This is a genomic window from Sphingomonas sp. DMC6, assembly GCF_056314225.1.
Map to the genome: position 1 here is coordinate 345,600 of NZ_JBQUYT010000004.1, position 23,592 is coordinate 369,191.

The following is a 23,592-nucleotide window of genomic DNA, read 5'->3' on the forward strand; positions in this document are numbered from 1 at the left end:
TTTTCGTAGCGCGCAGACGCGCGCACCCACCCCCAATCCCCTCCCTGTCCAGGGAGGGGAGCATAGAGCCAAATGCGAATGGTACAGTATATCTTCGGTAGATTCGGCGTCCGCGCCGCGCTAGCATCCGCCATCACTTCATCCCCGGGGGACCATCTTGCGCCGTTCCGTTCTGCTTTCCGCTTCGCTCGCCGTCCTGCTGCTTACGCCGGCCGTTTCCGCCCAGGACAAGCCCTCCGAGGCTGCCGCCGAAAAGCCCGAAGCCAAGTCGGACCTGCCACCGCTGCCCGATGACAAGACCATCAGCCAGACGGCGGTGATCGGCGGCAAGCCGATCCGCTATCAGGCGACGGTCGGCAAGCTGCCGGTTTATGACGGTAAGGGGAAGAAGATCGCCGAGGTGGTCTATACCGCCTATGTCGTCCCCGGCGGCGGTGCGCAGCGCCCGGTGACCTTCGCGTTCAACGGCGGCCCGGGTGCTTCCTCGGTCTATCTCAACCTCGGTGCGGTGGGGCCCAAGCGCGTACAGTTCGGCGACAAGGGCGATGCGCCCTCCGACGCGCCGCTGCTGCAGGACAATCCCTCGAGCTGGCTCGACATGACCGATCTGGTCTTTATCGATCCGGTCGGCACAGGCTTCAGCCGCAGTCTGGTGGACGAGGACGCGACCAAGAAGGCCTTCTACGCCACCGAGCCGGATATCAAATATCTGTCGCGCATCGTCTATGATTGGCTGGTCAAGAACGAGCGGCTGCGCTCGCCCAAATTCGTGATGGGGGAGAGCTATGGCGGCTATCGCGCCCCGCGCATTGCCTATCAGCTCCAGACCCAACTCGGCGTGGGCGTGAACGGCATCGTGATGGTGTCGCCCTATCTCGATCCCGCCGCATCGGCCGGATCGGATGCGCTGTCGCCGCTGCCGTGGATGATCAACCTGCCGTCGATGGCGGCGGGCCATCTCGAGCGGCAGGGCAAGCTCAACCCGCAGGCGATGGCGGCGATCGAGGCCTATACCCGCGGCCAGTTCGCGACCGATCTGCTCGCCGGCCGCTCGGACCCGCAGGCGACTGCGCGGCTGGGGCAGAAGGTTGCGGAATTGACCGGGCTCGACCCAAAGCTGGTGGCCCGGCTCGACGGGCGGGTCGACGACGGCACCTATCTGCGCGAAGTGCACCGCGACGACAGCAAGATCGGCAGCGTGTACGATTCGAACGTCGATGCGTTCGATCCTTTCCCTAATGCCGCCGAGCGCCAGTCGGGCGACCCGATCCTCGAAGGCATCATCGCTCCGACGACGAGCGCGATGGTCGATTTCATCACCCGCGAGGTCGGCTGGAAAACCAATGCGCGCTACAATGCGCTGTCCTTCTCGGTGAACGAGGCATGGGACCGCGGCACGCCCGACGACCGGCCGGTCAGCGACCTGCGCAAGGCGATCGCGAACGATCCGAAAATGGCAGTGCTGATCGCGCACGGCTATAACGACCTGTCCTGCCCCTATTTCGCCTCGCGCATGATCCTCGACCAGATGCCGCGCTTCGGCGTGGACCAGCGGGTGCGGCTGGGCGTCTATCCCGGCGGCCACATGTTCTATTCGCGAAAGGGAAGCGCCGAGGCGTTCAAGGCGGACGCGAAGGCGCTGTTCGAGCGGTAAGGGGCACAGCCCCTCCCTCCCTGTAAGGGAGGGCGCCGCGTTCGATTTGCGTCGACCTCACCCTCCCGCCGCTTCGCGGCTCCCTCCCTCTCCCACAGGGGGAGAGTAGGCGCCCAGCTCCCTCTCCCCCTGTGGGAGAGGGAAGGGGCCCGCCGCCGCAGGCGGTGGGAAGGGTGAGGGGGATGCGTACCCCATCACCACGACCTGCCGATTGCAGCCGCACACCCCCAACCCGCATCGCATCCCGACGCGCTTTCCCCTTCACCCCGCCGCCGCCGATGCTATGGAACCGGCAGGAGGAACAGGTGACCGGGCTCGACATCATCGTACTGATCGTAATCGGCGGGGCGGCCGTGCTGGGCTTTTTGCGCGGCTTCACGACTGAGGTGCTGGCGTTTCTCGCCTGGATCCTCGTGGTGGTGGCGGTGAAGTTTTTCCACACCGCGCTCACCCAGCTCTTCACCCATGTCGTCGGCACCACCGGCGGCGCGGCGGTGCTGGCATTCGTGGTGTTGGCCGGGCTCGCCTATTTCGGCGGGCGGCTGATCGCCAACACGCTGGGCGCGCGGATGCGCGACAGCTTTCTGGGGCCGATCGACCGCGCGCTGGGCGTGGCGTTCGGCGCGCTGAAGGGGTTGATCCTGGTCAGCATGGGCTTTCTGGTGCTCGTGCTGGTGTTCGACACGATGGGCGGCGGCCCTTCGCAGCGGCCGCAATGGATCACCAGGTCGGTGACCTATCCGCTGCTCGACACCACCAGCGCCGGCATCGCCGATTTCGTCGACCGCCGCCGCCGGGGCGAGCCCGTCTTCCGCGGCAAGCCGGTACGGCATGACGAGCGCGAGGGTGCCGCTGCCGACGACCCACAGAACTGACGGTCGACAAACCCATACCAAGGATTGGTTTTTCGCACTCGAAACCGGCGCCCCGGTCGCCTAGATCGGTGCCCATGAACGCGCCGCTCTACAATATGGAAATCCTGCGGCTTGCCGCGTCGATCCCGCATCATGTGCGGCTGGCCGAACCCGCCGGCACCGCCGAGAAGCGCTCGCCCGTCTGCGGCAGCCGGGTGACGGTGGACATCACGATCGGTGACGATGGCCGCGTGGCGGAAATGGGCATGCTGGTGCGGGCCTGCGCGCTGGGCCAGGCATCGGCGGCGCTGATGGGCGAGGCGGTAATCGGCCGCTCGCCCGCCGAAATCGCTGCTGCCCGTGACCAGCTCACCGCCTGGCTGGCCGGCGAACGCGAGACGCCGCCCGACTGGCCGGGCTTGGCGCTGTTCACTCCCGCACTGCCGCATCGCGGCCGCCATCCCTCGATCCGCCTCGCCTTCGAGGCCGCAGCGGAAGCGGCGCTGCAGGCGGCGGAGGCGCGGGTCTGATGGCACATTCGGGGGACGGATCGTTGCTGGTCGATGCGGTGCCGATGCTCGGCTTTGCGCTGTTCTTCGTGCTGCTTTTCCGGCGGCTGGGGCTGGGTGCGACACTGGGCTTCCTGGTCGCCGGCGCGCTGGTCGGCCCGCATGTGCTACGGCTGGTGGGCGATGCCGAGGGCAAAATGGGCATTGCCGAACTGGGCATCGCGCTGCTGCTGTTCCTGGTCGGTCTGGAGCTGAGCCCGTCGCGGCTGTGGCGGATGCGGCGCGACATTTTCGGGCTGGGCCTGTTGCAGGTGACGATCTGCGGCCTGGCGGTCGCGGCGATCGTGCTGGCGGCGACCAGATCAACCATCGGCGCGGCGCTGGCGCTGGGCCTGCCGATGGCGCTTTCCTCGACCGCGCAGGTGCTGCCGCTGCTGCAATCGGCGGGCCGCCTGCGCACGCCGTTCGGCGAGCGGGCCTTTGCGATCCTGTTGTTCCAGGATCTGTCGATCGTGCCGCTCATCACGATCGTCGCAGCGCTCTCGCGCAATCCGGCCGATCAGGCGGGGCCGCCGGGATGGCTGCTCGCCGTCTATACCGTCCTCGCCATTGTCGGGCTGGTGCTGGCGGGCCGGTTCCTGCTGCGTCCGCTGTTCCGGCTGATCGGCAATCTCGACGAGCGCGAGATGTTCGTCTTTGCCGGCCTGCTGACCGTCATCGCCAGTGCGGCGGTGATGGAGGCGCTGGGCCTGTCGGCGGCGCTGGGCGCGTTCATCGCCGGCGTGATGCTCGCCGATTCCCCCTTCCGGCACGAGCTGGAGGCCGATGTCGAGCCGTTCCGCGCGATCCTGCTCGGGCTGTTCTTCGTCGCCGTCGGCATGACGCTCGACCTGCACGCGATTGCCGAGCGCCCGCTGTTCGTCGCGGGCATGGCGCTGGCGCTGATCGCCGCCAAGACGGCGCTGATCATGGGGCTGGCGCTGCTGTTCGGGATGAAGCTGCGCGGTGCCTTCGCGCTGGGCGTGCTGCTCAGCCAGGGCGGCGAGTTCGGCTTCGTGCTGTTCGCGCAGGCACAGAATGCGCTGCTGATCGAGCCGCAGGCCGCCAGCGTGTTCAGCGCCATCGTTACCCTGTCGATGGCGACCACGCCGTTCCTGATGATGGCGACCAGGCGGCTGCGCGCCGAGCGCCCGCGCCAGGGCGCGACCCCCGCCGGCCCGCAGCAGGAAGGCGCCAATGCCGTCGTCGTCGGCTATGGCCGGTTCGGGCAGACAGTGGCGCAGATGCTGATCGCGCAGGGCATTCCCGTCACCATCGTCGACCGCGATGTCGAAATGATCGAAACCGCCGGCACCTTCGGCATGAAGGTCTATTATGGCGACGGCACGCGCATCGACCTGCTGCGTCAGGCCGGCGCGGCGGAGGCCGAGCTGATCCTGTTCTGCCAGGATGGCGACGCGATGGACAAGGAAATGGTGGAGGGCGTCCACGCCGCCTTTCCCGACGCCAGCATCTTCGTGCGGGCCTATGACCGCCGCAGCGTGATGAAGCTGGCCGGCGCCCCGGTGGCCGGGGTGGTGCGCGAGATGATCGAAAGCGCGATCGTGATGGCGCGCCGTGCAATGGACGCAGTGGGCGTCGACGGGGCGGAGATCGACAAGACCGAGGCCGAATATCGCCGCCGCGACATCGAACGGCTGAAACGCCAGAAGGAAACCGGCGACCTCTATGCCGGGCGCGACGGCATGTTCAGCCAGGCAGCGGCGGCGGCTGCCGCAGTGGAGGACCGGGGCGATGGCTGAGGCGCGGGGGCCTGTGAACTGGATCGCGCTGCTGGCGGCGCTGTCCGGCGCGATGGCGGTGGCGGCCGGCGCCTTCGGTGCGCATGGCGCGCACGGGGCGGCGGCGGAGTGGCTGAAGACCGGCAGCCATTACCAGCTGATCCATGCCGTGGCGGCGCTGGTGGCATTGCAACGGGGCGGGCGCTGGCCGGCAGCCTTGTTCGTCGGCGGCGGGTTCGTCTTTGCCGCGACGCTGTACCTGATGGCGCTGGGCCTGCCCCACTGGCTGGGCGCAGTCACGCCGATCGGCGGCGCGGCGATGATCGCGGGGTGGGTGTGCCTGGCGTGTGGGGTGGCGCGGCGGTAAAGCCCCTCCTTCCTGAAGGGGGACAATCGCATTTGCCTCTTTCGCTCCCCTCCCTGCATCGCAGGGAGGGGTAGGGGGTGGGTCCGCCGCCGCTAGGCGGCGGGACTCGCCGTCAGTTGGGTAGAGCGACTTTTGGAGCGCGCAGACGCGCGCACCCACCCCCAGCCCTTCCCTTGGCAGGGAGGGGAGCAAGCGAGTCAGATGGGATTCTTCTCCTCCTGGAAGGAGAGGCTCCAGAACGGGAGTATGTCTACTCCGCCCCCACAATCTTCCCCACACCGGCCGCCACCGTCGGGTGGTAGCTGCCCTTCGCCTCCTGATAGAAGCGCCGCGCGATCGGCTTGCCCCAGTCGCCTTGTGCCACCAGATCCTTGTAGATCGGGTATATCAGCAGCCCCCGGCCGACACTGCCCACCAGCTTTTCGATTCCGGGCAGCGCCGGGTCGTAGCGGTTGGCGATCGCCAGCTCGCCCCAGGCGGAGCGGACATAGGCGTTGTTCGACGCCGACAGCCCCAGCGTCTCGTCCAGTTCCTTGAGCCGCGCCGCCGTCTGCTGGCGGTTGAGGCCATTGAGGAAGCGCAGCCATTGCTGGGTCGACCAGCCCTTGGGATCGACCGCCGCCACCGGCCCGCCGGCATTCACCGCCGCGAGCTGCTGGTCGATCGCCTTCAGCGTTGCCGACTGCACATGCACCGCATTGTTCGGCAGGCCGGGCGCATAGGCCCATCTATCGAGCTGCAGGTTCGATTCCAGCGCAACGTCGCCCTGCACCAGATGGGTGCGCAGGTCGGCCAGGAACCCCGCCGTGGTCTGCGGCTGGAAGGCGTGCCGGTCGAAATAGCCGCGCAGATACACGTCCCACCGCGCGCGGCCGACGATCCGCTCGATCGTGCGCAGGAAGGTCGATCCCTTGAAATAATCGAGCTGGCCGAAGGTCGCGCCCGGATCGCCGTGCAGCCGCGTGGTCGGCGCCTCCATCCCGCCCGCATCGGCAATGTCCTTCTGCAGCCCGTCCCACTCCAGATCGGCGTCGGTCGCGGCGCGTTCCTTGCCGTACACCGCCTCCATGATGCGGTTCTCGAAATAGGTGGTGAAGCCCTCGTTCAGCCAGCTGTCCGACCAGGTGGCGTTGGTGACGAGATTGCCTGACCAGCTATGCGCCAGCTCGTGCGCGACGACATCCACATTCGAACGGTCGCCGGTGAGGATCGTCGGCGTCAGGAAGGTGAGGGTGGGGTTCTCCATGCCGCCATAGGGAAAGCTGGGCGGCAGGACGAGCATGTCGTAGCGCCCCCAGCGATAGGGGCCGTACAGCGCCTGCGCCGCGTCGATCATCTTTTCGACATCGGAGACTTCCTTCGCCGCAGCGTCCAGCATCGTCGGCTCGGTCCACACGCCGGCGCGCGGGCCGACGGCCTTGAAGGCGAGGTCGCCGACCGCAAAGGCGATCAGATAGGGCGGCACCGGCTTGTCCATGCGGAAGCGGAACTTGTGCCAGCCCTGGCCGGCGGGCAGGCCTTTGGCGCCGTCGATCCGCTCGGCGCTCATCACCGCGACCAGATCGGCGGGCACGGCAAGTGTCGCCGACCAGGTCTGGCGGATGCCGGGGCTGTCCTGCGTCGGAATCCAGCTGCGGTTGTTGATCGGCTGGCCCTGGCTGAACAGATAGGGCTTCTTCTTGCCCGCCGTGAGCTGCGGCGCGAGCCATTGCAGCGCGGAGGCGCCGGGCGCGGTGCGGTAGTGGATGGTGATGCGGCGGGCGCCGTTCAGCTGGACGGTAAGCGGCGCGCCAATGTCCGGATCGGCCTTGCCGACGGTGAAGGGCAGGGGCTTGCCGGCGGCATCGGTGATCTTCGCGATGACCAGCCCATCCTCGTCGAGCACGATTTCGCTCGCACCCGGCGCTGCGAGAATGTCGAGCGTGGCGGTGCCGGACAGCGTCTTCGCGGAGAAATCGGCGCGCAGGTCCAGCGTGACATGGGTGACGCGCGCGATTTCGGGCCGCGCATGGGTCCACACATCCTTCGCCTCTGCGGTAGTGAGGATCGGCGCCACCGCGGCGGCGCGCTGCTGGGCAAGGGCGGCGGGGACGAGCATGGTCGATGCGGCAAGGGCCAGAGCTAGGATACGCATGGCGCCGGGGTAGGCCCTGCCGGGGCAGCGGGCAAGGTGCGCGGCGGGGGGCGCTGTTTTGGAACCGGCCATTCTCATACGCCATAAAAGGCGTTATCTTGGTAGCGATGGAGTGGATCGCATTAGCCGCCCCGCCTGCAATTTGGGTGAATGCAGTTTGGGCATCGCCCTACCTGAAGACCTATCGACACGGCAGGTCGTTCTGCTTTTCAATAATGGCCGGTTTGCTCGCTTTCGGGGCAACCGCGATGCGCTTCTCTACCATGGCTCAAATCTTTTTCTGGTGCTTCTGCGCCGCGTTGGTCGCCATGTTCGTATTGCTTGTCTGGCCACCGGCGAAGCCTAGCACGAACCGCAAATCGAGGCAGACGCGGAACGGCGGCTAATACCAATCTGCGCGGATGACGCTCGGAAATGGGGCACCATCCACGCTGCCTAGTATAAAGCATGGGTTGGCCTTGGAGAGACCGAATGAATCAGGGTGTTTTTGTCGGCTTGGGGCTCATAGCGGTATCAGCGTTCCATCTCGTGCCAGCAGTGATAACGGGGACTATTCCGAGCAATTGGCCATTTAAACCAATAAATCGCGCCACGAACCCGGAGAAGTATCAAATAACCTTCGGCGTGTTTGCTTTAAGTGGTATCGCAGGGTGCGCTATTCTTGTCGCGGCGCTTTTACGAATGGCGGGCTTATAAGTCGCGGTCGCCAAATCTCAGGACTTTGGACGGGCTGCCACCCACCATTTCCCGACAATCTCCGACCCCCTTGCTCACCCCAAATTGTTCCCCATATGTTCACCATGCGCCCCGCAAGGCGCCGCTCTTTGCACCTGTCGGATCAACAGCCCGCTTGCCCCGCGCACATACGCGCGTGAGCCTGAACTTCCTAAACTTCGCACCCCGTGCAGATGGGGAAAACAGGGCCGTCGCAGACCGATAACGCCGCGACGTTCGCAGGCGGCGCTTACCCGCAGCGGTCCAGAAACGCGGCGACTTTCGCCAGATCGACGGTGCGGTCCAGATAGGTCTGGCCGATCCCGCGCGTGAGCAGGAAGGGGAGGGTGCCGCCCTCCATCTTCTTGTCGTGGAGCATGTGGCCGACCAGCGTCTTGCCGTCCGCTGTCACGCCCGCCGCTGCCAGCCCGTCGGGCAGGCCGACGCTGCGCAGATGGGCGGCGACGCGCGCGGCATCCTCGGCCGGGCACAGCCCCTGTTCGGCGGAGAAGGCGAAGGCCAGCGCCATGCCGGCGGCCACCCCCTCGCCGTGGAGCAGCTTGTCGGAAAAGCCCGTCTCTGCCTCCAGCGCGTGGCCGAAGGTGTGGCCCAGGTTGAGCAGCGCGCGGGTGCCGGTCGTCTCGCGCTCGTCGGCGGCGACGATGCGGGCCTTGGCGGCCACCGAATGGCCGATCGCATGGGCGCGCGCGGCGGGATCGCCGACGAACAGCGCGGCGGCATGGCCTTCGCACCAGCCGAAGAAATCGGCATCGTCGATCAGGCCGTATTTGACGACCTCGGCATAGCCGGCGCGCAGTTCGCGCTGGGGCAGCGTGTCCAGCACCTGCGGGTCGATCAGCACCACGGCCGGCTGATGGAAGGCGCCGACCAGATTCTTGCCCGCGCGCGAATTGATCGCGGTCTTGCCGCCGACCGAGCTGTCCACCTGCGCCAGCAGCGTGGTGGGGATCTGGACGAAGTTGCAGCCGCGCTTCAGGATGCTGGTGGCGAAGCCGACCAGATCGCCGATCACGCCGCCGCCCAGCGCGATGACATGGTCGCTGCGCTCGACGCCGAGTTCGAGCAGCCAGTCGGTCAGCGCTTCGAGCTGTGCCCAGCTCTTGGTCGATTCGCCCGCCGGCAGCGTGCGGACCGGGGCGGCGATACCCGCGGCGGCCAGGCTGGCGACCAGTGCTTCGCAATGCGGGCCAAGGTTCGCGTCGGTGACGATCGGCATCGCCCGGCCGCGTGCCAGCGGGGCCAGCACCTCGCCGGCGCGGACCAGCAGGCCGGGTTCGATGCGCACGTCATAGCTGCGTGCGCCCAGGGCGACGGGAATGGTGGTCACGCTTGCAGGGCCTTCAGGATCGCTTCGACGGTGGTTTCGTGCGGTGCGGCTACGCTGGGGACGCGGATATGTGCAAGCGCGTAATGCGGGTTGCGGACCTTCGCCAGCTCGGTCAGCACCTCCAGCGGGTCGCGATCGCGCAGCAGCGGGCGGGTGTCGCGGCGGCGGACGCGGTCGGCCAGGACAGCCGGTTCGGCATCCAGCCAGATCGCGATCGCCTGATCGAGAATCAGCGCGCGGGTCGATTCGTTGACGAACGCGCCGCCGCCGGTGGCGATCACCTTGGGCGTGCCGTCGACCAGCCGGGCGATCACCCGCCGTTCGCCGTCGCGGAAATGCGGTTCGCCGAATTTCGCGAAAATGTCGGATACCGACATGCCCGCCGCTCTCTCGATCTCCTGATCTGCATCGACAAAGGGCAGGTGTAGGCGCTGGGCGAGCCGGCGCCCTACCGTCGTCTTGCCGGCGCCCATCAGCCCCACCAGGACGATGGGTTTGCCGGTCCAGCCATGAATTTGCACGGGCGTTTGTAACATCGTGCGAAGGGCTATACAGCGTGGCCGGGTCTCGGGCAAAAGGCCCGTCCAACCGCTATTTTTTACGGGTTTTATTCATGTCGCGTGCGCTTGTCGTCTTGCTGGTTGTCGTCGCCCTGCTGCTGGTGGGGCTGTTCGCCCTGGCCGGGCGCAACACCGCGAAGGAGCCGGTGCGGATGGAGAAGGCGGTCTCGCTTGAAAACCTTGCCAATTAGGGTCTCGCGCATTGCCCTGACGGCGCTGGTGCTGGCGGGCATCGGCGTACCGGCGCTGGGGCAGCAGCAGAAATCGAAGCAGCAGCAGGCCCCCGAATCGCTGCTGCCTCCCGGCTTTGACCAGCCGGCGCAGAATCCCGCGCCGGCCGCCGCGCAGCCGTCTCGGGCGCCGGAAGCGCAGGTGGCGCCGCAGCTTCCGGTCGAGCCGGTGAGCGGCAGCGCGGCTGCGGCGCTGCAGAATGGCGAAGGCGATACCGAGGAAGTGGAGGGCAATTTCACCGCCCCCGCGCCGGTCAACCTGTCGCAATATGATCTGCCGGCGGTCGCGCGCCATTCGACCGATCGGGTCGGCATCTTCGCCTGGGGCAACACGGCATTCCCGGCGAACGCCTTCGGCAAGACGCGCGGGCAGGTGCTGGAGACGCTGATGCAGCGGCTCGATGCGCCGGTGGCGTCGCGCTGGGTATCCATCGTGCTGCGGCGTGCGCTGATGTCGCCCATCGATACGCCCGCCGGGCTGGAAGGGGCCGATTTCGCTGCCGACCGCGCCCAGTTGCTGGTGCGCATGGGCGAGGCGATGGCGGCGCGCGCCGTGGTGAACGATGTCGATGTTGACGATTTCACGCCGCGGCTCACCCAGGCGGCGTTGCAGGTGGCGCTAGCCAGCGCCGATCCGGGCGAGTTCTGCCCCGTCGCGGCCAAGGGCACGGCGCCTGCGGGTGACGGCAATTGGGGGCTGGCCCAGGCGATCTGCGCCGGGCTGGCCGGCAAGCCGAACGAGGCGGGCCAGCTGTTCGACGCAGCGCGCAAGGGGCGCAGCCAGGGTGATATCGACCTGCTGCTCGCCGAAAAGGCGATCGGCATGGGTGTGGATGGTCGCCGGGCGGTGACGATCGACTGGGTCGGCGTGCCGCAGCTTTCGCCGTGGCGCTTCGGGCTGGCGACGGCGACCGGGGTGAACATTCCCGACGAGCTCTACGGCTCGGTCGGCCCCGAATATCGCTATTGGCAGGCGCTGACACCCGGTCTTGCCCCGGCGGCGCGTGCCTCTGCCGCAGAACTGGCGGCGACCGCCGGCGTCTATTCCAATGCCGGACTGGTCGATCTCTATGCGGAGATCGATCAGGCGGCCGATGCTCCGGCGCCGCTCGCCGCCACGGCGCGCGACCTGCGCACCGCCTATGCGGGCAGCGGTGTTGCCGAACGTATCGCCGCCATTCGCGCGCTTTGGGACGCGGCGGGCACCGCCCGCACGCGCTATGCCCGGCTTATCCTCACGGCGAAGGCGGCATCCTGGATCCCCGCGAGCAAGGACGCGCCCGATCCAGACACGTTGATCGCGGCGATGCTGAGCGCCGGCTATGACCGCCCGGCTATGGAGTGGCGGGGCGTGGTGTCGCGCGGCAGCGAGGGCTGGGCGCTCCTCAGCCTGGCAGAACCGGGCAGCGGCGCGATCAGCTATGGCGATTTCGAGCGCTTCACCGGCGCTGCCAGCCCGCGCAAGGCGCAGATGCTGCTCGCCGGACTGGCTGGTCTGGGTCGCCTGGCACCCGCAGATGCCAGCCGCGGCGCGCAGGCGCTGCAGGTCCAGATCGGCGGCGAGAATAGCTGGACGCGCGCCATCGACGATGCGGCGCGCCGCAACGAAGCGGGCACGGTCGCGCTGCTCGCGGCGGTGGGGATGCAATCGACCAGCTGGACCCATGTGACGCCCGAGGCGCTGTTCCACATCGTCGCGGCGATGCGCGCCACCGGCATGGCCGATTATGCGCGGATGATCGCCGTCGAGGCGGTCACCCGTACGGCGTGACCGCAGCCTCCCCGGGCGACGACCGGGCGCTGATCGAGCGCTTCCTCGAAATGCTCCGCGCCGAGGCGGGGGCGGCGGCGAACACGATCCTTGCCTATGGCGCCGATCTGCGTCTCGCCTCGGAACTGCTGGGCGGGCGACTGGCGGTGGCAGGGCGCCCGGAGATCGAGCGGCTGGCGGGCGAATGGCAGGCGCTGTCGCGGGCGACGGTTGCGCGTAAATCGGCGGCGTTGCGGCGCTTCTTCGCCTTTCTTGCCGATGAGGGGTTTCGGGCGGACGATCCCGGCGCCAGTCTGCCGCGTCCCGGCGCCGCGCGGCGCTTGCCCAAGATATTGAGCGTCGCCGATGTCGATGCGCTGTTCGCCGCCATCGCCGCGCGGCAGGCGCGGGTGCCGCCCGATCCGCTCGACCTGCGCCTCGCGGCACTGATCGAGCTGCTCTATGGCTCGGGCCTGCGCGCGACCGAGCTGGTGTCGCTGCCACGCAATGCCATCCATCCCGACCGGCCGTTCCTGATTCTGAAAGGCAAGGGCGGGCGCGAGCGACTGGTGCCGATTTCGGATCGTGCCCGCGCCGCGGTGGCGGTCTGGCGTGGGCAGGTGCCGTCGGACAAGGCGTGGCTGTTTCCTTCTGGCAAGGCGCACCTTACCCGCGTGCGGCTGTACCAGCTGGTGCGTGCGCTGGCGGCCGAGGCGGGCATTCCCCCCGACCGGGTGAGCCCGCACGTGCTGCGCCACGCCTTCGCCACGCATTTGCTGGAAGGCGGCGCGGACCTGCGCGCGCTGCAGGCGATGCTGGGCCATGCCGACATCGCCACCACGGAAATCTACACGCATGTCGACAGCCGGCGGCTGGTGGAGCTGGTCAACCAGCGCCATCCGCTGGGTGAAGCGCTGGGCGGGAAGGGGCGCGCACCCACGCCCCGCGTTGACGCGAAGCGCGGCTCCGCGTAGCGCGACTGCCCATGACGACATTCCTCGACTTCGAGAAGCCGATCGCCGAACTGCAGGGCAAGATCGACGAACTGCGCAGCACCGCTGCCGGCGGCGTGGACATCGCTGCCGAAATCGCCCCGCTGCAGGCGAAATCGGACAAGCTGCTGCTGGATACCTATGCGCGCCTGACGCCGTGGCAGAAGACGCAGGTCGCGCGTCATCCGGAGCGGCCGCACTTCAAGCATTATGTCGCCGGTCTGATCGAAGACTTCATGCCGCTGGCCGGCGACCGCGCCTTTGCCGACGACAATGCGATCATCGGCGGACTGGGCCGCTTCCGCGGACGTCGCGTGATGGTGATCGGCCACGAAAAGGGCGACGACACCGCCAGCCGGCTGAAGCACAATTTCGGCATGGGCAAGCCGGAAGGTTATCGCAAGGCGATCCGCCTGATGAAGCTGGCCGACCGGTTCGGCATTCCGGTCCTCACGCTGGTCGATACGGCGGGTGCGTTTCCCGGCGTGCAGGCCGAAGAGCGCGGCCAGGCAGAGGCGATCGCGCGTTCCACCGAAACCTGTCTGGGGCTGGGCGTGCCGCTGGTTGCCTCGATCCTCGGCGAGGGGGGCTCGGGCGGCGCGGTGGCGCTGGCTGCGGGCAATCAGGTGCTGATGCTCGAGCACGCCGTATATTCGGTGATTTCGCCCGAAGGTTGCGCCTCGATTCTGTGGCGAACGGCCGACAAGGCTGCCGATGCCGCCGAAGCGATGAAGGTGACGGCGCAGCACCTGAAGGAGCTCGGCGTGATTGACCGGATCGTGCAGGAGCCGCTGGGCGGTGCGCATCGGGCGCCGACTCAGGCGGTGCGGGCGCTGGGCGATGCGATCGAGCAGGCGCTCCGTGGCCTGGACGGCATGTCGGCGGAGGGGCTGCGCCAGGCGCGGCGCGCCAAGTTCCTGGCGATGGGGCGAATCTGAACCCCGAAAGATCGGATGACGGCCCCGGGGGCGGCGCGGTCCCCTCGCTCCGCCCCTGGGTTGTCCTTTGGTCTCGGAATTTAGCTGGCCTTCATGTTCGACGTGACGTTGCCGAACGTGGTGGCGAGCTGATTGCCCAGCCCTTGCATGGCGGCAATCGCGGCGATTGCGATCAGCGCTGCGATTAGCCCATACTCGATGGCGGTGGCTCCCTTGGCATCGGCCAGGATGTTCCTCAGAAAACGCATAACCAGACTCCGGATCGGTTCAGTCCCCCGCCGGAGCGAATCATATGCGCCAGAGGCGTTTTCATTCCGTTAACGAAACATTAGGAATTGTAGTGACACGAATTGAAATAAAATAGGCGGCGGCACCCGAGTGCCACCGCCCATGTCGTTCTTTATTCGAAATGAGGCTTACGAAGCCTTCATGTTCGACGTGACGTTGCCGAAGGTCTTGTTCAGCTGGTTGCCCAGGCCCTGCATCGCGGCAATCGCTGCAACGGCGATCAGAGCGGCAATCAGGCCGTATTCGATCGCAGTCGCGCCCTTGGAATTCTTCAGGAAGTTGCGAATCTTCTTCATACCGGTCTCCATCGTCCCAAATTTCACTTCATTCACCGGCCGCGCAGTTCCCCTTGCGGCAAGCTGATGTTTAGAGGGGAGGGGTTAAAGTCGGCCTAAAGGCCAAGCTTAGCGAAAGGTTACCGGATCAACCGACCGCCTGGACCTTCGCCGACACGTTCGACCACATGTTTGACGTGACGCTGCCCAGCTGTACGAGCACGGCCATGATGGCGAGTACGATGAGGGCAAGTATGAAGCCATATTCGACGGCCGATGCCCCCCGGCGATCCTGCAGAAATGCGGAAATCTGGCGGCCAATCTGTCGCATGGGTATCCATTCGGGTTAAAATGCTGCAATGTTTTGTCATCTATAGATTGAGAAGTGCTTATCGAACGCGAAATCCTGATGGTTGCCGCCGCGGCAATCATGAATTGTGAAGGGCGCGTGCTGGTGCAGCAGCGGCCGGTTGGAAAACCCATGCCCGGCCTGTGGGAGTTCCCCGGCGGCAAGATCGAGCCCGGCGAGACACCCGAACAGGCGCTGGCGCGCGAACTCGCTGAAGAGCTGGCGATCACCGTCGATCCGCAGGCGCTGGTGCCATTGACCTTCGCCAGCGAATCGCTGGGCGAGCGGCATCTGGTACTGCTGCTCTATGGTCTGGCCGACTGGCGCGGTGTGCCCGAGGCGCTCCACGCCAGTGCGCTGGCCTGGGTCACGGCGGCCGAGCTGCGCACGCTGCCCATGCCCCCGGCGGACCTGCCCTTCATCCCGGTACTGGAGCGCGCGCTCAGCCCTTTGGCTTGAGCGCGTCCGCCAGCGAAGCCGTCGCGCTGCCGCGCCGCGCCGGCTTGGGCTGCGACGGGTCCGGCGCCCAACCGGTCAGGTAGACGATGTCAAACCGCTCGGTCGTACGGCCATCGGGATCGGCGCGTTCGGCAAAGGCAGCGGCTGCGTTCAAAAGTGTATCACGGCGCAGCGGCGGCGTGCCCGGCAGCAAATTGGTCGCCGCCATGCCGCGCAGGTCGCGAATCAGCCCCGGCAGCCCGGCATAGCGCACCGTCAGCGTCTCGGTGTCCGCCACGGGCAGCGCAAAGCCGGCACGCGAGAGCAGGTCGCCGGCAGCACGCACATCGATCTGCGGATGAAAGCGCGCCACCGGCCGGTCGCCCTGCGCCGCCATGAAGCAGGCGCGCAGGGTAGAGAGCGTGCCTGCCCCGAAAAAGGCGCCCAGGAACAGCCCGTCCGGCTTCAGCGCCCGCCGCGCCAGCGCCAGCGCGCCCGGCACGTCGTTGACGGTATCGAGTACGCTCGCGCAGATCACCAGATCGAAGCTGCCCTCGGGAAAGGGATGCATGTCCTCATCGCCCTGAATGCCACCGCCTATCGCCGCAAACCGGGCGCCGGCATCAATCCGGGTAATCTCGGCGCCGGGCCAGGCAAAGGCGCCGTCATGGCTGCCGAGATCGAGGACTTGCCGAAACTCCCGCTTCACGCCTTCCAGCCGCTCGTACAGCGCGTCGAGCATGTGGTCGCGCAGGAAACTTTCATATTGGCGTGCGGCGCGGTCGCGGCGCTTGCGGCGCAGGGCGCGGTCGAAAATCTCGGAGTCGGACACGGGCGCGCTTGTGCAGCGTGGCGGCTGCGGCGACAAGGGTGCCTGTGCAGGGTGTGGCGCCTCTTTCGCAATTGATCGACCTGGTGTTGCCGCCGCGCTGCCCGGGTTGCGGCGCGATCGTCGAGGCCGATCACCGTTTTTGTGCCGCCTGCTGGGGAAGCTTGAACTTTCTGGGGCCGCCCTGGTGCGCGACCTGTCATCTGCCCTTCACCTTCGATCGCGGAGAGGGCGCACGTTGCGGCGCATGCCTGGCAAGCCCGCCCCCGCATGACGGGGTGCGTGCCGCCGTGGCCTATGGAGATGTCGCGCGGCGCGTGGCGCTGAAGCTCAAATATGGCGGCCGGCTGGCCGTAGCGGAGACAATGGCGCGCGGGATGGCGCGGCTGATGCCCGAGGGCGCGGACCTGCTGGTGCCGGTGCCGCTGCACCGCTGGCGCATCTGGTCGCGCGGCTTCAACCAGGCGGCACTGGTCGCGCAGGGGCTTTCCCGGCGGAGCGGGGTTGCGGCCGAAATCGATCTGCTGCGCCGGGTCAAGGCCACGCCGCCGCTCCGTGGGCTGGGGGCAAGGGCGCGCGCCAAGGCAGTGGCGGGTGTATTCGCGCTGGCGCCGGACGCCGCAGCGCGGCTCAAGGGGCGGACGGTCGTTCTGGTCGACGACATCTATACCAGCGGTGCCACGGGTGATGCCTGTGCCCGCCTGCTCAAGCGCGGCGGCGCGGCGCGGGTGGTCCTGTTGTGCTGGGCGCGCGTGCTTTCCGAAGATGCCGCGGATTGACAAGCCGCAGTGCCGGGCACACCTCTGGTCGACTATGGCAAAGGTCGAAATCTACACCAAGGCGTTCTGCCCCTATTGCACGCGCGCCAAGAACCTCCTCTCCGCCAAGGGCGCGGCGTTCGAGGAATATGACATCACCATGGGCGGCCCCAAGCGTGCCGAGATGCTGGAGCGCGCGCCCGGCCGGACGACGGTTCCGCAGATTTTCATCGACGGGAAGCATATCGGCGGCTCCGATGATCTTGCCGCGCTCGATCGCGAGGGCGGACTGGACCCGTTGCTCGCGGCATGACGCGCGCCGCGCTGTTGCAGATGACCAGCGGGATTGATCCCGCCGGCAACGCCACCACGCTGGTCGAAGGCGTGGCGGAGGCCCGTGCGGGTGGGGCGGCGATGCTGTTCACGCCCGAAATGTCTGGCCTGCTGGACGGCAATCGCGAGCGCGCCTCGGTGCATTACGCCGCCGAGGGCGAAGACCGCGTGCTTGCCGCCGTACGCGAGGCGGCGGCGAAGCACGGAATCTGGGTGCATCTGGGCAGTCTGGCGGTGCTGCGCGCGGACGGCAAGCTCGCCAACCGCGCCTTCGTGATCGACGACAGCGGCGAAATCCGCGCGCGCTACGACAAGATGCATCTGTTCGATGTCGACCTGCCGACCGGCGAGAGCTGGCGCGAATCGAACAGCTATACGGCGGGCGCCGGGCCGGTGGTGGTCGACACGCCGCTCGGACGGCTGGGCCTTGCCATCTGTTATGACCTGCGCTTTCCGGACCTGTTCGCCGCGCTGAGCAATGCCGGTGCGACGTTGCTGGCGGTGCCGGCGGCTTTCACGCGCCCCACTGGCGCGGCGCACTGGCACGTCCTGCTTCGCGCGCGGGCGATCGAGGCAGCGGCGTTTGTGATTGCAACGGCACAGACCGGGATCCACGAAGACGGCCGCGCCACCTACGGCCATAGCCTTGCGATCGACCCGTGGGGCGACGTGCTGCTCGACATGGGCGAGCCGGCGGGGCTGGGCTTTGCCGAGATCGACCCGGCGCGGATCGACGATGTGCGGACCCGCGTGCCGGTACTGCGGCACCGCCGGCTTATACCGGATGTCGCTGCATCATGATCGTGTTCGATCTCAAATGCGCCACCGGCCATGTCTTCGAGGCGTGGTTCAAGTCGAGCGCAGCCTATGAGGATCAGCGCGCCGGCGGACTGATCGCCTGCCCGATGTGCGGCGAGACCGGCGTCGCCAAGGCGGTAATGGCCCCTGCGGTGGCGCCCAAGGGCAATCAGGTGGCGGAAAAGTCGCCGGTTCCGCCCGAAGCGATAAAGGCCGCGCTGGCCGCTGTTGCGGAAATCCAGGCGAAGATGCTGGAAAAATCGACCTGGGTTGGGGCATCCTTCGCCAGCAAGGCCCGCGCCATGCATCTGGGGGACGAGCCCGAAGCGCCGATCCACGGCAAGGCGACGGTCGAAGAGGCCAAGGCGCTGGTTGAGGAAGGCGTGCCGGTGGCGCCGCTGATAGTACCGGTCGTGCCGCCCGAGGCTTGCAATTGATTTGCGCCGCGCTGGGCTTTACCAGCGTCGGCGATGTGGCCCGGTAGCTCAGCAGGATAGAGCAAGCGATTCCTAATCGAGAGGTCGGAGGTTCGAATCCTCTCCGGGTCACCACCTTCGCCTTGTCATCGTGGCACTTCGCGATAGCTTGTTATACCGGCAAGGCTGCCGGCGGGCGCAACGGGAAGGGTTTCAATGCAACAACGGCCACTGCAGTCGGCGCCGCGCTCGATGCTTCGGGGGCGCCAAAATAGACGTCTGCATGGCTCAGTCGCGCAACAGCTCGCCGTCGGCATTCTGCGCGGAGAGTTTCCCGAAGGCCATGTCTTTCCGGGCGAAATCGAGTTCAGTGAGCAACTGGGCATTTCCCGCTCGGCGCTGCGCGAGGCATTTCGTATCCTTTCTGCCAAGGGGCTGGTCGAAAGCCGCCCAAAGGCGGGAACGCGCGTATCGGCGCGCCATTACTGGAGCCTGCTCGATCCCGATCTGCTCGCCTGGCAGTTCGACTCCGAACCGTCGCGCAAGTTCCTGATCGACCTGTTCGAGCTGCGGATGGTGGTGGAACCGGCGGCAGCCGCCATGGCGGCGACGCGGCGCACGCCCGCGCAGGTGGCGGCTATGGAAGCTGCGCTAGACGAGATGGCGGCGCACGGGCTGGCGACCGAAACGGGGCGCACGGCCGACCAGCGCTTTCACACGATCCTGCTCGAAGCGACGGGCAATGAGGCCGTGCTGGCACTGGCCAGCTCGATTATGTCTGCCATTGCCTGGACGACGATCTTCAAGCAGCGCAACACGCCCGATCCGCGCGACCCGATGCCCGAGCATCGCGCGCTTCACGCTGCCATCGCCGCATGCAATGCCAAGCGCGCGGAAGCGGCGATGGCCGAGCTGGTTCGGCTGGCGCTGGCCGATACCGAAATCGCCCTGCGCTGATCTGCGGCTTCAGTCCCCGGACTTTGGCACGTCGACGACGGCGCTGCGCGGCGGCGCCTCATCGAGCAGGTTGCGAACGAAATAGTCGCGGAACTTGCGCCAGAAAAAGGGCTGGAAAACCCGGTGGGTGGTGTTGGGCAGGATCACCAGATCGACATCGCGATGTGCTTGGATCAGCGCATTGGCGAGGCGGTAGCTTTCGGTGACCGGCACATTGTCGTCGATATCACCATGGACCAGCAGCAGCTTGCCCTGCAGGTTCGCGGCGACCGACATATTGGCGTTGCGCTCCCACACTGACGGATCGGGCGTGCTCATCGACGTTTCCGGCCACCACGCCTTGTCGAGCCGCAGGTCGTGATTGCCCGAAGATGCCACCGCGACCTTGAAGAATTCGGGGCGGCGCAGGATGAAGCGGGCGGCATCATAGCCGCCGGCCGAGCCGCCATAGACGCCTACGCGATCTGTATCGAACTGCGGATAGCGTGCGGCCATCTGGCGGATCATCGCGATATGATCGTCGAGCCCGACCTCGCCCAGATTCTGGAAGGCCGCCATGCGAAAAGCCTGGCCGCGAAGCGAGGTGCCGCGACCGTCTATCATCACCACGATCGCGCCGATCTGGGCGACACTCGACGGGGTGTTGAAGACCGTGCCGCTCCAGCTGACCGGTACGTCGGTGGTGGTGGGGCCGGTATAGACGGCGTCGATCACCGGATAACGGCGTTTCGGATCGAAATGCGCCGGACGGTAGATCATGCCGTAGAGCGGCGTCCTGCCATCGGCAGCGACGCCTTGAAAAGGCTCGGGCGGCGTATAGCCGGTCGCGAGCAGCGCCGACGCATCGGCATGGCCGAGTTCGCGAACGATATGGCCGTCGCGGGTGTCGCGTACCACGGTGCGCGGCAGGGTAGTGGGGCTCGACATAACATCGATCGCCCATTTGCCGTCGTGGGAAGTAGTAATTTCGTGGTCGAGCGGCTCGGGGGTGAGCAGCACCGGCTGGGTGCCGTCCAGCCCGATGCGGTAGAGCTGGCGCCAATAGGGATTGCGATCGTGTTCGCGACCGACGCCCGTCACCAGGATCGCGCGGCCGGGCGCATCGACATGCTCGATGCTGATGACTTCCCACGCGCCGCGGGTGAGGGGAGTGCCGCCATCGGGGTCGTTCGGGCGGACCAGATAGAGCTGCGCCCAGCCGGTGCGTTCCGACACGTCCAGTTCGCCACCGAGTTCGGGAGCAGGATAGATGCCGCTGGAGGTGGTGGTTACGACCGGCTTTCCCGTTTCGCGCGCGACGACATGCGCCGCGCCGGTATCGGGATCAGCCTGATAAACGGCCAGTTGCCCATAGCCGCGCTGGACCCATAGTGCGCGGGGCTTGCCGGCCACCCAGTCCTGATCGGGATCATAGGGGTAGAGCAGTGCTTCGGCCGGGATCTGCAGCGGTACCAGCTTCGCCTTGCCCTTGCGTACCGCCTGCTCGACATCGATCGCATAGCGGGTCGCCAGCGGCAGCTTCTCGGCGCCGGCCAGCGGATAGATATAGTGGAAGCTGCGGGGGTAGAAGCTGCCGGGCGGGTCCTGCTGGGTGATGCTCAGCGGTTTTACGTCGCGTGTGTCGAGCCGCCAGGTCAGGATGTGGCGGCTGTCCGGCGACCAGCGGATCGACACCGGCATCTTCGGGTCTTCGGTCCCCTGCGCCAGAATGTCGGCGAGCTGGGGTATGCCGCGCCCATAGGGCTGCTCGCGCGTGCCGTCGGTCGTCAGTGCGACTTCCCGGCCGGTCTTCACTTCGACCGCAAACAGGTTGAAATCGCGCGCAACGATGCGAAAGCGCCCGTCGGGCGACAGCGCTTCCGGTTCGGGCTGCGGCTTGGGCGTCTCGCTGAGCGTGCCGTCCGCCGCATAACGCCAGCGTTTGTCGAGTGCCCCAAAGGCGAACGCGCCGGTTGCGGGATCGAACTCGGGCGAGTCGAACGCGAGTTGCGCGCGTCCGACCGGCTTGCCGGTTGCCCGCGACAGCAGTGCGAGCAGCGTTGCTTCGGTAGTGATGTCGCGCGCGTCGCCGGTGGCGGGATCGAACCAGCGCAGCGTTCGGGCACCGGCCTTGCCATGGCGGTAGAAGATGGCGGTGTGCTCGCCCAGGAACTGCGCGCGCAGATTATGATCGACGATCAGCCGGTCGAGGCCGTCGGACTGGTAGAGATCGGCGCGCTGATAGCGTGCCTCGATCGGCGGTAGCGGGGCGGGGGCGGTGGTTGGTGACGGTGTCGTCTGGGCGATGGCGAACCCGGGCGTACCCAGCACCATCGCTGCACCCAGCAGGCCGAGACGGAATTTCGTGGCGCGATCACGCCGCTGCAGGCACGTTTTCGGAAACGGCATTTGTGCTTCTCCCCAACCCCGCGCGGGTAAAGCAGCGCCCTCGCGGTCGGTCAAGGATATTATACCGTATAAACTTGGAGCGAGGTCGGTTGCCCCTGCCTCGCTCCCGATGTTGCGCTACCGACTTAGTGGTTGTCGCGCGGCAGGCCCTTGGTCTGGGCGATGCGCTGGAACTGCTCGGCGCCCTCCAGGATCGCGCCGGTGTTCATCTGGCCGACGACGCTGCGCTGGATTGCCTGCCACGGCGTCTGCGATTCGGGGTAGGGATAGCCGCCCGCCTCGGCCAGTGCGGCGCGGCGTTCGGCCAGTTCTTCATCCGAGATCAGCACGTCCGCCGTGCCGCGTCCCAGGTCGATCCGCACTCGGTCGCCGGTGCGCAGCAGCGCCAGGCCACCGCCCGCCGCCGCTTCGGGCGAGGCGTTGAGGATCGACGGGCTGCCCGATGTCCCCGACTGGCGACCGTCGCCGATGCAGGGCAGGGCATGGACGCCCTCACGTATCAGATAGGCGGGCGGGCGCATGTTCACGACCTCCGCCGCGCCGGGATAGCCGATCGGTCCCGCGCCGCGCATGAACAACAGCGTCTCCGGCGTAATGCCCAGCGCAGGATCGTCGATACGTTGATGATAGTCTTCCGGTCCATCGAACACGACGGCAGGGCCTTCGAACGCCTCCGGATCGTTGGGGTTCGACAGGTAGCGCGCGCGAAATTCCTCCGAGATCACGCTGGTCTTCATGATCGCCGCGTCGAACAGATTGCCGCGCAGCACGACGAAGCCGGCATCTTCCTTCAGCGGTTGGTCATAGCGGCGAATGACCTTCTCGTCCTCGATCACGGCGTCGCGATTGTTGTCGCCGAAGGTGCGGCCGTTCACCGTCAGCGCATCCTCGCGGATGAGGCCCTGGCGGATCAACTCGGCCGCCACTGCCGGCACGCCGCCGGCGCGATAGAAATCCTCGCCCAGATATTCACCTGCCGGCTGCAAGTTCACCAGCAGCGGGATTTTGTGGCCATAGGTCTGCCAGTCGTCGAGCGACAGCTCTACGCCCATGTGGCGGGCGATGGCGGCAAGGTGAATCGGCGCGTTGGTCGAGCCGCCGATCGCCGAATTGACGACAATGGCGTTCAGAAACGCATCTCGCGTCATGATGTCGCTGGGCTTCACGTCCTCACGCACCAGGTCGACGATGCGCAGGCCGGTTCGATAGGCGACTTCCTGCCGGTCACGATAGGGCGCGGGAATCGCCGCAGAACCCGGCAGCGACATGCCCAGCGCTTCGGTCAGCGAGTTCATCGTCGTTGCGGTGCCCATGGTATTGCAATAGCCCGTCGACGGTGCCGAGGAGGCGACGAGCTTAATGAAGCCGTCGTCGTCGATCTCGCCGGCCGCGAGCATCTGGCGTGCCTTCCAGACGATCGTACCCGATCCGGTGCGCTCGCCACGGTGCCAGCCGTTGAGCATCGGGCCGACGGACAGGGCGATGGCGGGGATGTTCACCGTCGCCGCCGCCATCAGGCAGGCGGGGGAGGTCTTGTCACAGCCGATCGTCAGCACCACGCCGTCGAGCGGATAGCCGTAGATCAGTTCGACCAGCGCGAGGTAGGAGAGGTTGCGATCCAGCGCCGCAGTCGGGCGCTTGCCGGTTTCCTGGATCGGGTGGACGGGGAATTCGATGGCGACGCCGCCAGCCTCGCGAATACCTTCGCGCACCCGCTCCGCCAGCACCATGTGATGGCGGTTGCAGGGGCTCAGATCAGACCCGGTCTGGGCAATGCCGATGATCGGCTTGCCCGACCGTAGCTCCTCCAGGCTCAGCCCGAAATTCAGATAGCGCTCCAGATAGAGCGCGGTCATGTCGATATTGTCGGGATTGTCGAACCAGGCACGCGAGCGGAGCTTGGGGGGCTGGGCGGAATCAGTCATGGCGGTA

The 23,592-nt window shown here is 67.0% G+C and carries 24 protein-coding genes and 1 tRNA gene; 16 read left to right on the forward strand and 9 right to left on the reverse strand.

Annotated elements, in window-relative coordinates:
• The first annotated feature begins 157 nt into the window (after positions 1-157).
• The 5 genes from ACT53M_RS12125 to ACT53M_RS12145 all read left to right on the forward strand — a co-directional run bounded on the left by ACT53M_RS12125 (position 158) and on the right by ACT53M_RS12145 (position 5,165).
• On the forward strand, positions 158-1,654 hold the full coding sequence (locus ACT53M_RS12125; protein ID WP_476233663.1) for a S10 family peptidase: 1,497 nt from the start codon (positions 158-160) through the stop codon (positions 1,652-1,654).
• A gap of 305 nt (positions 1,655-1,959) precedes the next feature.
• Positions 1,960-2,529, forward strand: a complete 570-nt coding sequence (locus tag ACT53M_RS12130; protein WP_476233664.1) for a CvpA family protein — start codon at positions 1,960-1,962, stop codon at positions 2,527-2,529.
• A gap of 74 nt (positions 2,530-2,603) precedes the next feature.
• Complete coding sequence (locus ACT53M_RS12135) at positions 2,604-3,038, forward strand: iron-sulfur cluster assembly scaffold protein (RefSeq protein ID WP_476229846.1); 435 nt, start codon at positions 2,604-2,606, stop codon at positions 3,036-3,038.
• The gene (locus tag ACT53M_RS12140; RefSeq protein WP_476233666.1) at positions 3,038-4,819 is read left to right on the forward strand and encodes a cation:proton antiporter domain-containing protein; all 1,782 of its coding nucleotides are present in this window, start codon (positions 3,038-3,040) and stop codon (positions 4,817-4,819) included. Before ACT53M_RS12135 ends, ACT53M_RS12140 begins: the two co-directional genes overlap by 1 nt.
• On the forward strand, positions 4,812-5,165 hold the full coding sequence (locus tag ACT53M_RS12145) for a DUF423 domain-containing protein (RefSeq protein ID WP_476233668.1): 354 nt from the start codon (positions 4,812-4,814) through the stop codon (positions 5,163-5,165). Before ACT53M_RS12140 ends, ACT53M_RS12145 begins: the two co-directional genes overlap by 8 nt.
• A 250-nt stretch (positions 5,166-5,415) precedes the next feature.
• On the opposite strand, the gene ACT53M_RS12150 is transcribed toward ACT53M_RS12145, so the two are convergent.
• The 3 genes from ACT53M_RS12150 to ACT53M_RS12160 form a co-directional block, all read right to left on the reverse strand.
• Positions 5,416-7,299 (reverse strand): M1 family metallopeptidase, encoded by a 1,884-nt coding sequence (locus ACT53M_RS12150; protein WP_476233670.1) that lies wholly within the window; start codon positions 7,297-7,299, stop codon positions 5,416-5,418.
• 964 nt (positions 7,300-8,263) lie between these two features.
• The gene (aroB, locus tag ACT53M_RS12155; protein ID WP_476233672.1) at positions 8,264-9,361 is read right to left on the reverse strand and encodes a 3-dehydroquinate synthase; all 1,098 of its coding nucleotides are present in this window, start codon (positions 9,359-9,361) and stop codon (positions 8,264-8,266) included.
• Positions 9,358-9,897: a shikimate kinase gene (locus ACT53M_RS12160; protein ID WP_476229841.1), complete on the reverse strand. Its 540-nt coding sequence runs from the start codon at positions 9,895-9,897 to the stop codon at positions 9,358-9,360. The genes aroB and ACT53M_RS12160 overlap by 4 nt, the downstream gene beginning before the upstream one ends.
• A gap of 77 nt (positions 9,898-9,974) precedes the next feature.
• On the opposite strand from ACT53M_RS12160, the gene ACT53M_RS12165 reads away from it, so the two are divergent.
• Genes ACT53M_RS12165 through ACT53M_RS12180 form a run of 4 tightly spaced genes read left to right on the forward strand, consistent with a single transcriptional unit; the run spans position 9,975 to position 13,831 of the window.
• The gene (locus ACT53M_RS12165) at positions 9,975-10,112 is read left to right on the forward strand and encodes a hypothetical protein (protein ID WP_476229840.1); all 138 of its coding nucleotides are present in this window, start codon (positions 9,975-9,977) and stop codon (positions 10,110-10,112) included.
• Complete coding sequence (locus ACT53M_RS12170; RefSeq protein ID WP_476233674.1) at positions 10,093-11,922, forward strand: hypothetical protein; 1,830 nt, start codon at positions 10,093-10,095, stop codon at positions 11,920-11,922. Before ACT53M_RS12165 ends, ACT53M_RS12170 begins: the two co-directional genes overlap by 20 nt.
• Entirely contained in the window at positions 11,919-12,875 is a 957-nt protein-coding gene (locus ACT53M_RS12175) for a tyrosine-type recombinase/integrase (RefSeq protein WP_476233675.1), read from the forward strand. Before ACT53M_RS12170 ends, ACT53M_RS12175 begins: the two co-directional genes overlap by 4 nt.
• An 11-nt stretch (positions 12,876-12,886) precedes the next feature.
• Positions 12,887-13,831: an acetyl-CoA carboxylase carboxyltransferase subunit alpha gene (locus ACT53M_RS12180; protein WP_476233676.1), complete on the forward strand. Its 945-nt coding sequence runs from the start codon at positions 12,887-12,889 to the stop codon at positions 13,829-13,831.
• An 80-nt stretch (positions 13,832-13,911) separates the two neighbouring features.
• Here ACT53M_RS12180 and ACT53M_RS12185 read toward each other — a convergent pair whose 3' ends face one another.
• The 3 genes from ACT53M_RS12185 to ACT53M_RS12195 all read right to left on the reverse strand — a co-directional run bounded on the left by ACT53M_RS12185 (position 13,912) and on the right by ACT53M_RS12195 (position 14,725).
• A complete protein-coding gene (locus ACT53M_RS12185; RefSeq protein WP_476229836.1) occupies positions 13,912-14,079 on the reverse strand; it encodes a Flp family type IVb pilin in 168 nt (55 codons plus the stop codon).
• Positions 14,080-14,247: 168 nt separating this feature from the next.
• Positions 14,248-14,415: a Flp family type IVb pilin gene (locus ACT53M_RS12190; protein ID WP_187726820.1), complete on the reverse strand. Its 168-nt coding sequence runs from the start codon at positions 14,413-14,415 to the stop codon at positions 14,248-14,250.
• Positions 14,416-14,542: 127 nt separating this feature from the next.
• On the reverse strand, positions 14,543-14,725 hold the full coding sequence (locus ACT53M_RS12195) for a Flp family type IVb pilin (protein ID WP_476233677.1): 183 nt from the start codon (positions 14,723-14,725) through the stop codon (positions 14,543-14,545).
• 78 nt (positions 14,726-14,803) lie between these two features.
• On the opposite strand from ACT53M_RS12195, the gene ACT53M_RS12200 reads away from it, so the two are divergent.
• The gene (locus tag ACT53M_RS12200; protein ID WP_476233841.1) at positions 14,804-15,202 is read left to right on the forward strand and encodes a (deoxy)nucleoside triphosphate pyrophosphohydrolase; all 399 of its coding nucleotides are present in this window, start codon (positions 14,804-14,806) and stop codon (positions 15,200-15,202) included.
• Here the strand turns inward: ACT53M_RS12200 and ACT53M_RS12205 are convergent.
• Positions 15,186-16,013 (reverse strand): methyltransferase domain-containing protein, encoded by an 828-nt coding sequence (locus ACT53M_RS12205; RefSeq protein WP_476233678.1) that lies wholly within the window; start codon positions 16,011-16,013, stop codon positions 15,186-15,188. The two genes, ACT53M_RS12200 and ACT53M_RS12205, sit on opposite strands and share 17 nt — an antisense overlap.
• 44 nt (positions 16,014-16,057) lie before the next feature.
• On the opposite strand from ACT53M_RS12205, the gene ACT53M_RS12210 reads away from it, so the two are divergent.
• The 6 genes from ACT53M_RS12210 to ACT53M_RS12235 all read left to right on the forward strand — a co-directional run bounded on the left by ACT53M_RS12210 (position 16,058) and on the right by ACT53M_RS12235 (position 19,272).
• Positions 16,058-16,789, forward strand: coding sequence for a double zinc ribbon domain-containing protein (locus ACT53M_RS12210; RefSeq protein WP_476233679.1), 732 nt, complete (start codon positions 16,058-16,060; stop codon positions 16,787-16,789).
• A 34-nt stretch (positions 16,790-16,823) separates the two neighbouring features.
• A complete protein-coding gene (grxC, locus tag ACT53M_RS12215) occupies positions 16,824-17,081 on the forward strand; it encodes a glutaredoxin 3 (protein ID WP_476229831.1) in 258 nt (85 codons plus the stop codon).
• Complete coding sequence (locus tag ACT53M_RS12220) at positions 17,078-17,902, forward strand: carbon-nitrogen hydrolase family protein (protein WP_476233680.1); 825 nt, start codon at positions 17,078-17,080, stop codon at positions 17,900-17,902. Before grxC ends, ACT53M_RS12220 begins: the two co-directional genes overlap by 4 nt.
• Positions 17,899-18,336, forward strand: coding sequence for a DUF1178 family protein (locus ACT53M_RS12225; protein ID WP_476233681.1), 438 nt, complete (start codon positions 17,899-17,901; stop codon positions 18,334-18,336). Before ACT53M_RS12220 ends, ACT53M_RS12225 begins: the two co-directional genes overlap by 4 nt.
• Before the next feature lie 37 nt (positions 18,337-18,373).
• A tRNA-Arg gene (locus tag ACT53M_RS12230) sits at positions 18,374-18,450 on the forward strand.
• Between the two features lie 117 nt (positions 18,451-18,567).
• A complete protein-coding gene (locus ACT53M_RS12235; RefSeq protein ID WP_476233682.1) occupies positions 18,568-19,272 on the forward strand; it encodes a FadR/GntR family transcriptional regulator in 705 nt (234 codons plus the stop codon).
• A gap of 9 nt (positions 19,273-19,281) precedes the next feature.
• On the opposite strand, the gene ACT53M_RS12240 is transcribed toward ACT53M_RS12235, so the two are convergent.
• Positions 19,282-21,660 (reverse strand): S9 family peptidase, encoded by a 2,379-nt coding sequence (locus ACT53M_RS12240; protein WP_476233683.1) that lies wholly within the window; start codon positions 21,658-21,660, stop codon positions 19,282-19,284.
• A 125-nt stretch (positions 21,661-21,785) separates the two neighbouring features.
• The gene (locus ACT53M_RS12245) at positions 21,786-23,585 is read right to left on the reverse strand and encodes an IlvD/Edd family dehydratase (RefSeq protein ID WP_476233684.1); all 1,800 of its coding nucleotides are present in this window, start codon (positions 23,583-23,585) and stop codon (positions 21,786-21,788) included.
• Positions 23,586-23,592: the final 7 nt, after the last annotated feature.

Bases quoted from the DNA above. Each gene is read 5' to 3' on its own strand.
- ACT53M_RS12165 (WP_476229840.1), top strand. From the start codon at position 9,975: ATGTCGCGTGCGCTTGTCGTCTTGCTGGTTGTCGTCGCCCTGCTGCTG.
- ACT53M_RS12180 (WP_476233676.1), top strand. From the start codon at position 12,887: ATGACGACATTCCTCGACTTCGAGAAGCCGATCGCCGAACTGCAGGGC.
- ACT53M_RS12240 (WP_476233683.1), bottom strand. From the start codon at position 21,660: ATGCCGTTTCCGAAAACGTGCCTGCAGCGGCGTGATCGCGCCACGAAA.
- ACT53M_RS12145 (WP_476233668.1), top strand. From the start codon at position 4,812: ATGGCTGAGGCGCGGGGGCCTGTGAACTGGATCGCGCTGCTGGCGGCG.
- ACT53M_RS12135 (WP_476229846.1), top strand. From the start codon at position 2,604: ATGAACGCGCCGCTCTACAATATGGAAATCCTGCGGCTTGCCGCGTCG.
- ACT53M_RS12140 (WP_476233666.1), top strand. From the start codon at position 3,038: ATGGCACATTCGGGGGACGGATCGTTGCTGGTCGATGCGGTGCCGATG.
- ACT53M_RS12195 (WP_476233677.1), bottom strand. From the start codon at position 14,725: ATGCGACAGATTGGCCGCCAGATTTCCGCATTTCTGCAGGATCGCCGG.
- ACT53M_RS12150 (WP_476233670.1), bottom strand. From the start codon at position 7,299: ATGCGTATCCTAGCTCTGGCCCTTGCCGCATCGACCATGCTCGTCCCC.
- ACT53M_RS12235 (WP_476233682.1), top strand. From the start codon at position 18,568: ATGCTTCGGGGGCGCCAAAATAGACGTCTGCATGGCTCAGTCGCGCAA.
- ACT53M_RS12225 (WP_476233681.1), top strand. From the start codon at position 17,899: ATGATCGTGTTCGATCTCAAATGCGCCACCGGCCATGTCTTCGAGGCG.
- ACT53M_RS12245 (WP_476233684.1), bottom strand. From the start codon at position 23,585: ATGACTGATTCCGCCCAGCCCCCCAAGCTCCGCTCGCGTGCCTGGTTC.
- grxC (WP_476229831.1), top strand. From the start codon at position 16,824: ATGGCAAAGGTCGAAATCTACACCAAGGCGTTCTGCCCCTATTGCACG.
- ACT53M_RS12220 (WP_476233680.1), top strand. From the start codon at position 17,078: ATGACGCGCGCCGCGCTGTTGCAGATGACCAGCGGGATTGATCCCGCC.
- ACT53M_RS12190 (WP_187726820.1), bottom strand. From the start codon at position 14,415: ATGAAGAAGATTCGCAACTTCCTGAAGAATTCCAAGGGCGCGACTGCG.
- ACT53M_RS12185 (WP_476229836.1), bottom strand. From the start codon at position 14,079: ATGCGTTTTCTGAGGAACATCCTGGCCGATGCCAAGGGAGCCACCGCC.
- ACT53M_RS12200 (WP_476233841.1), top strand. From the start codon at position 14,804: ATGGTTGCCGCCGCGGCAATCATGAATTGTGAAGGGCGCGTGCTGGTG.
- ACT53M_RS12160 (WP_476229841.1), bottom strand. From the start codon at position 9,897: ATGTTACAAACGCCCGTGCAAATTCATGGCTGGACCGGCAAACCCATC.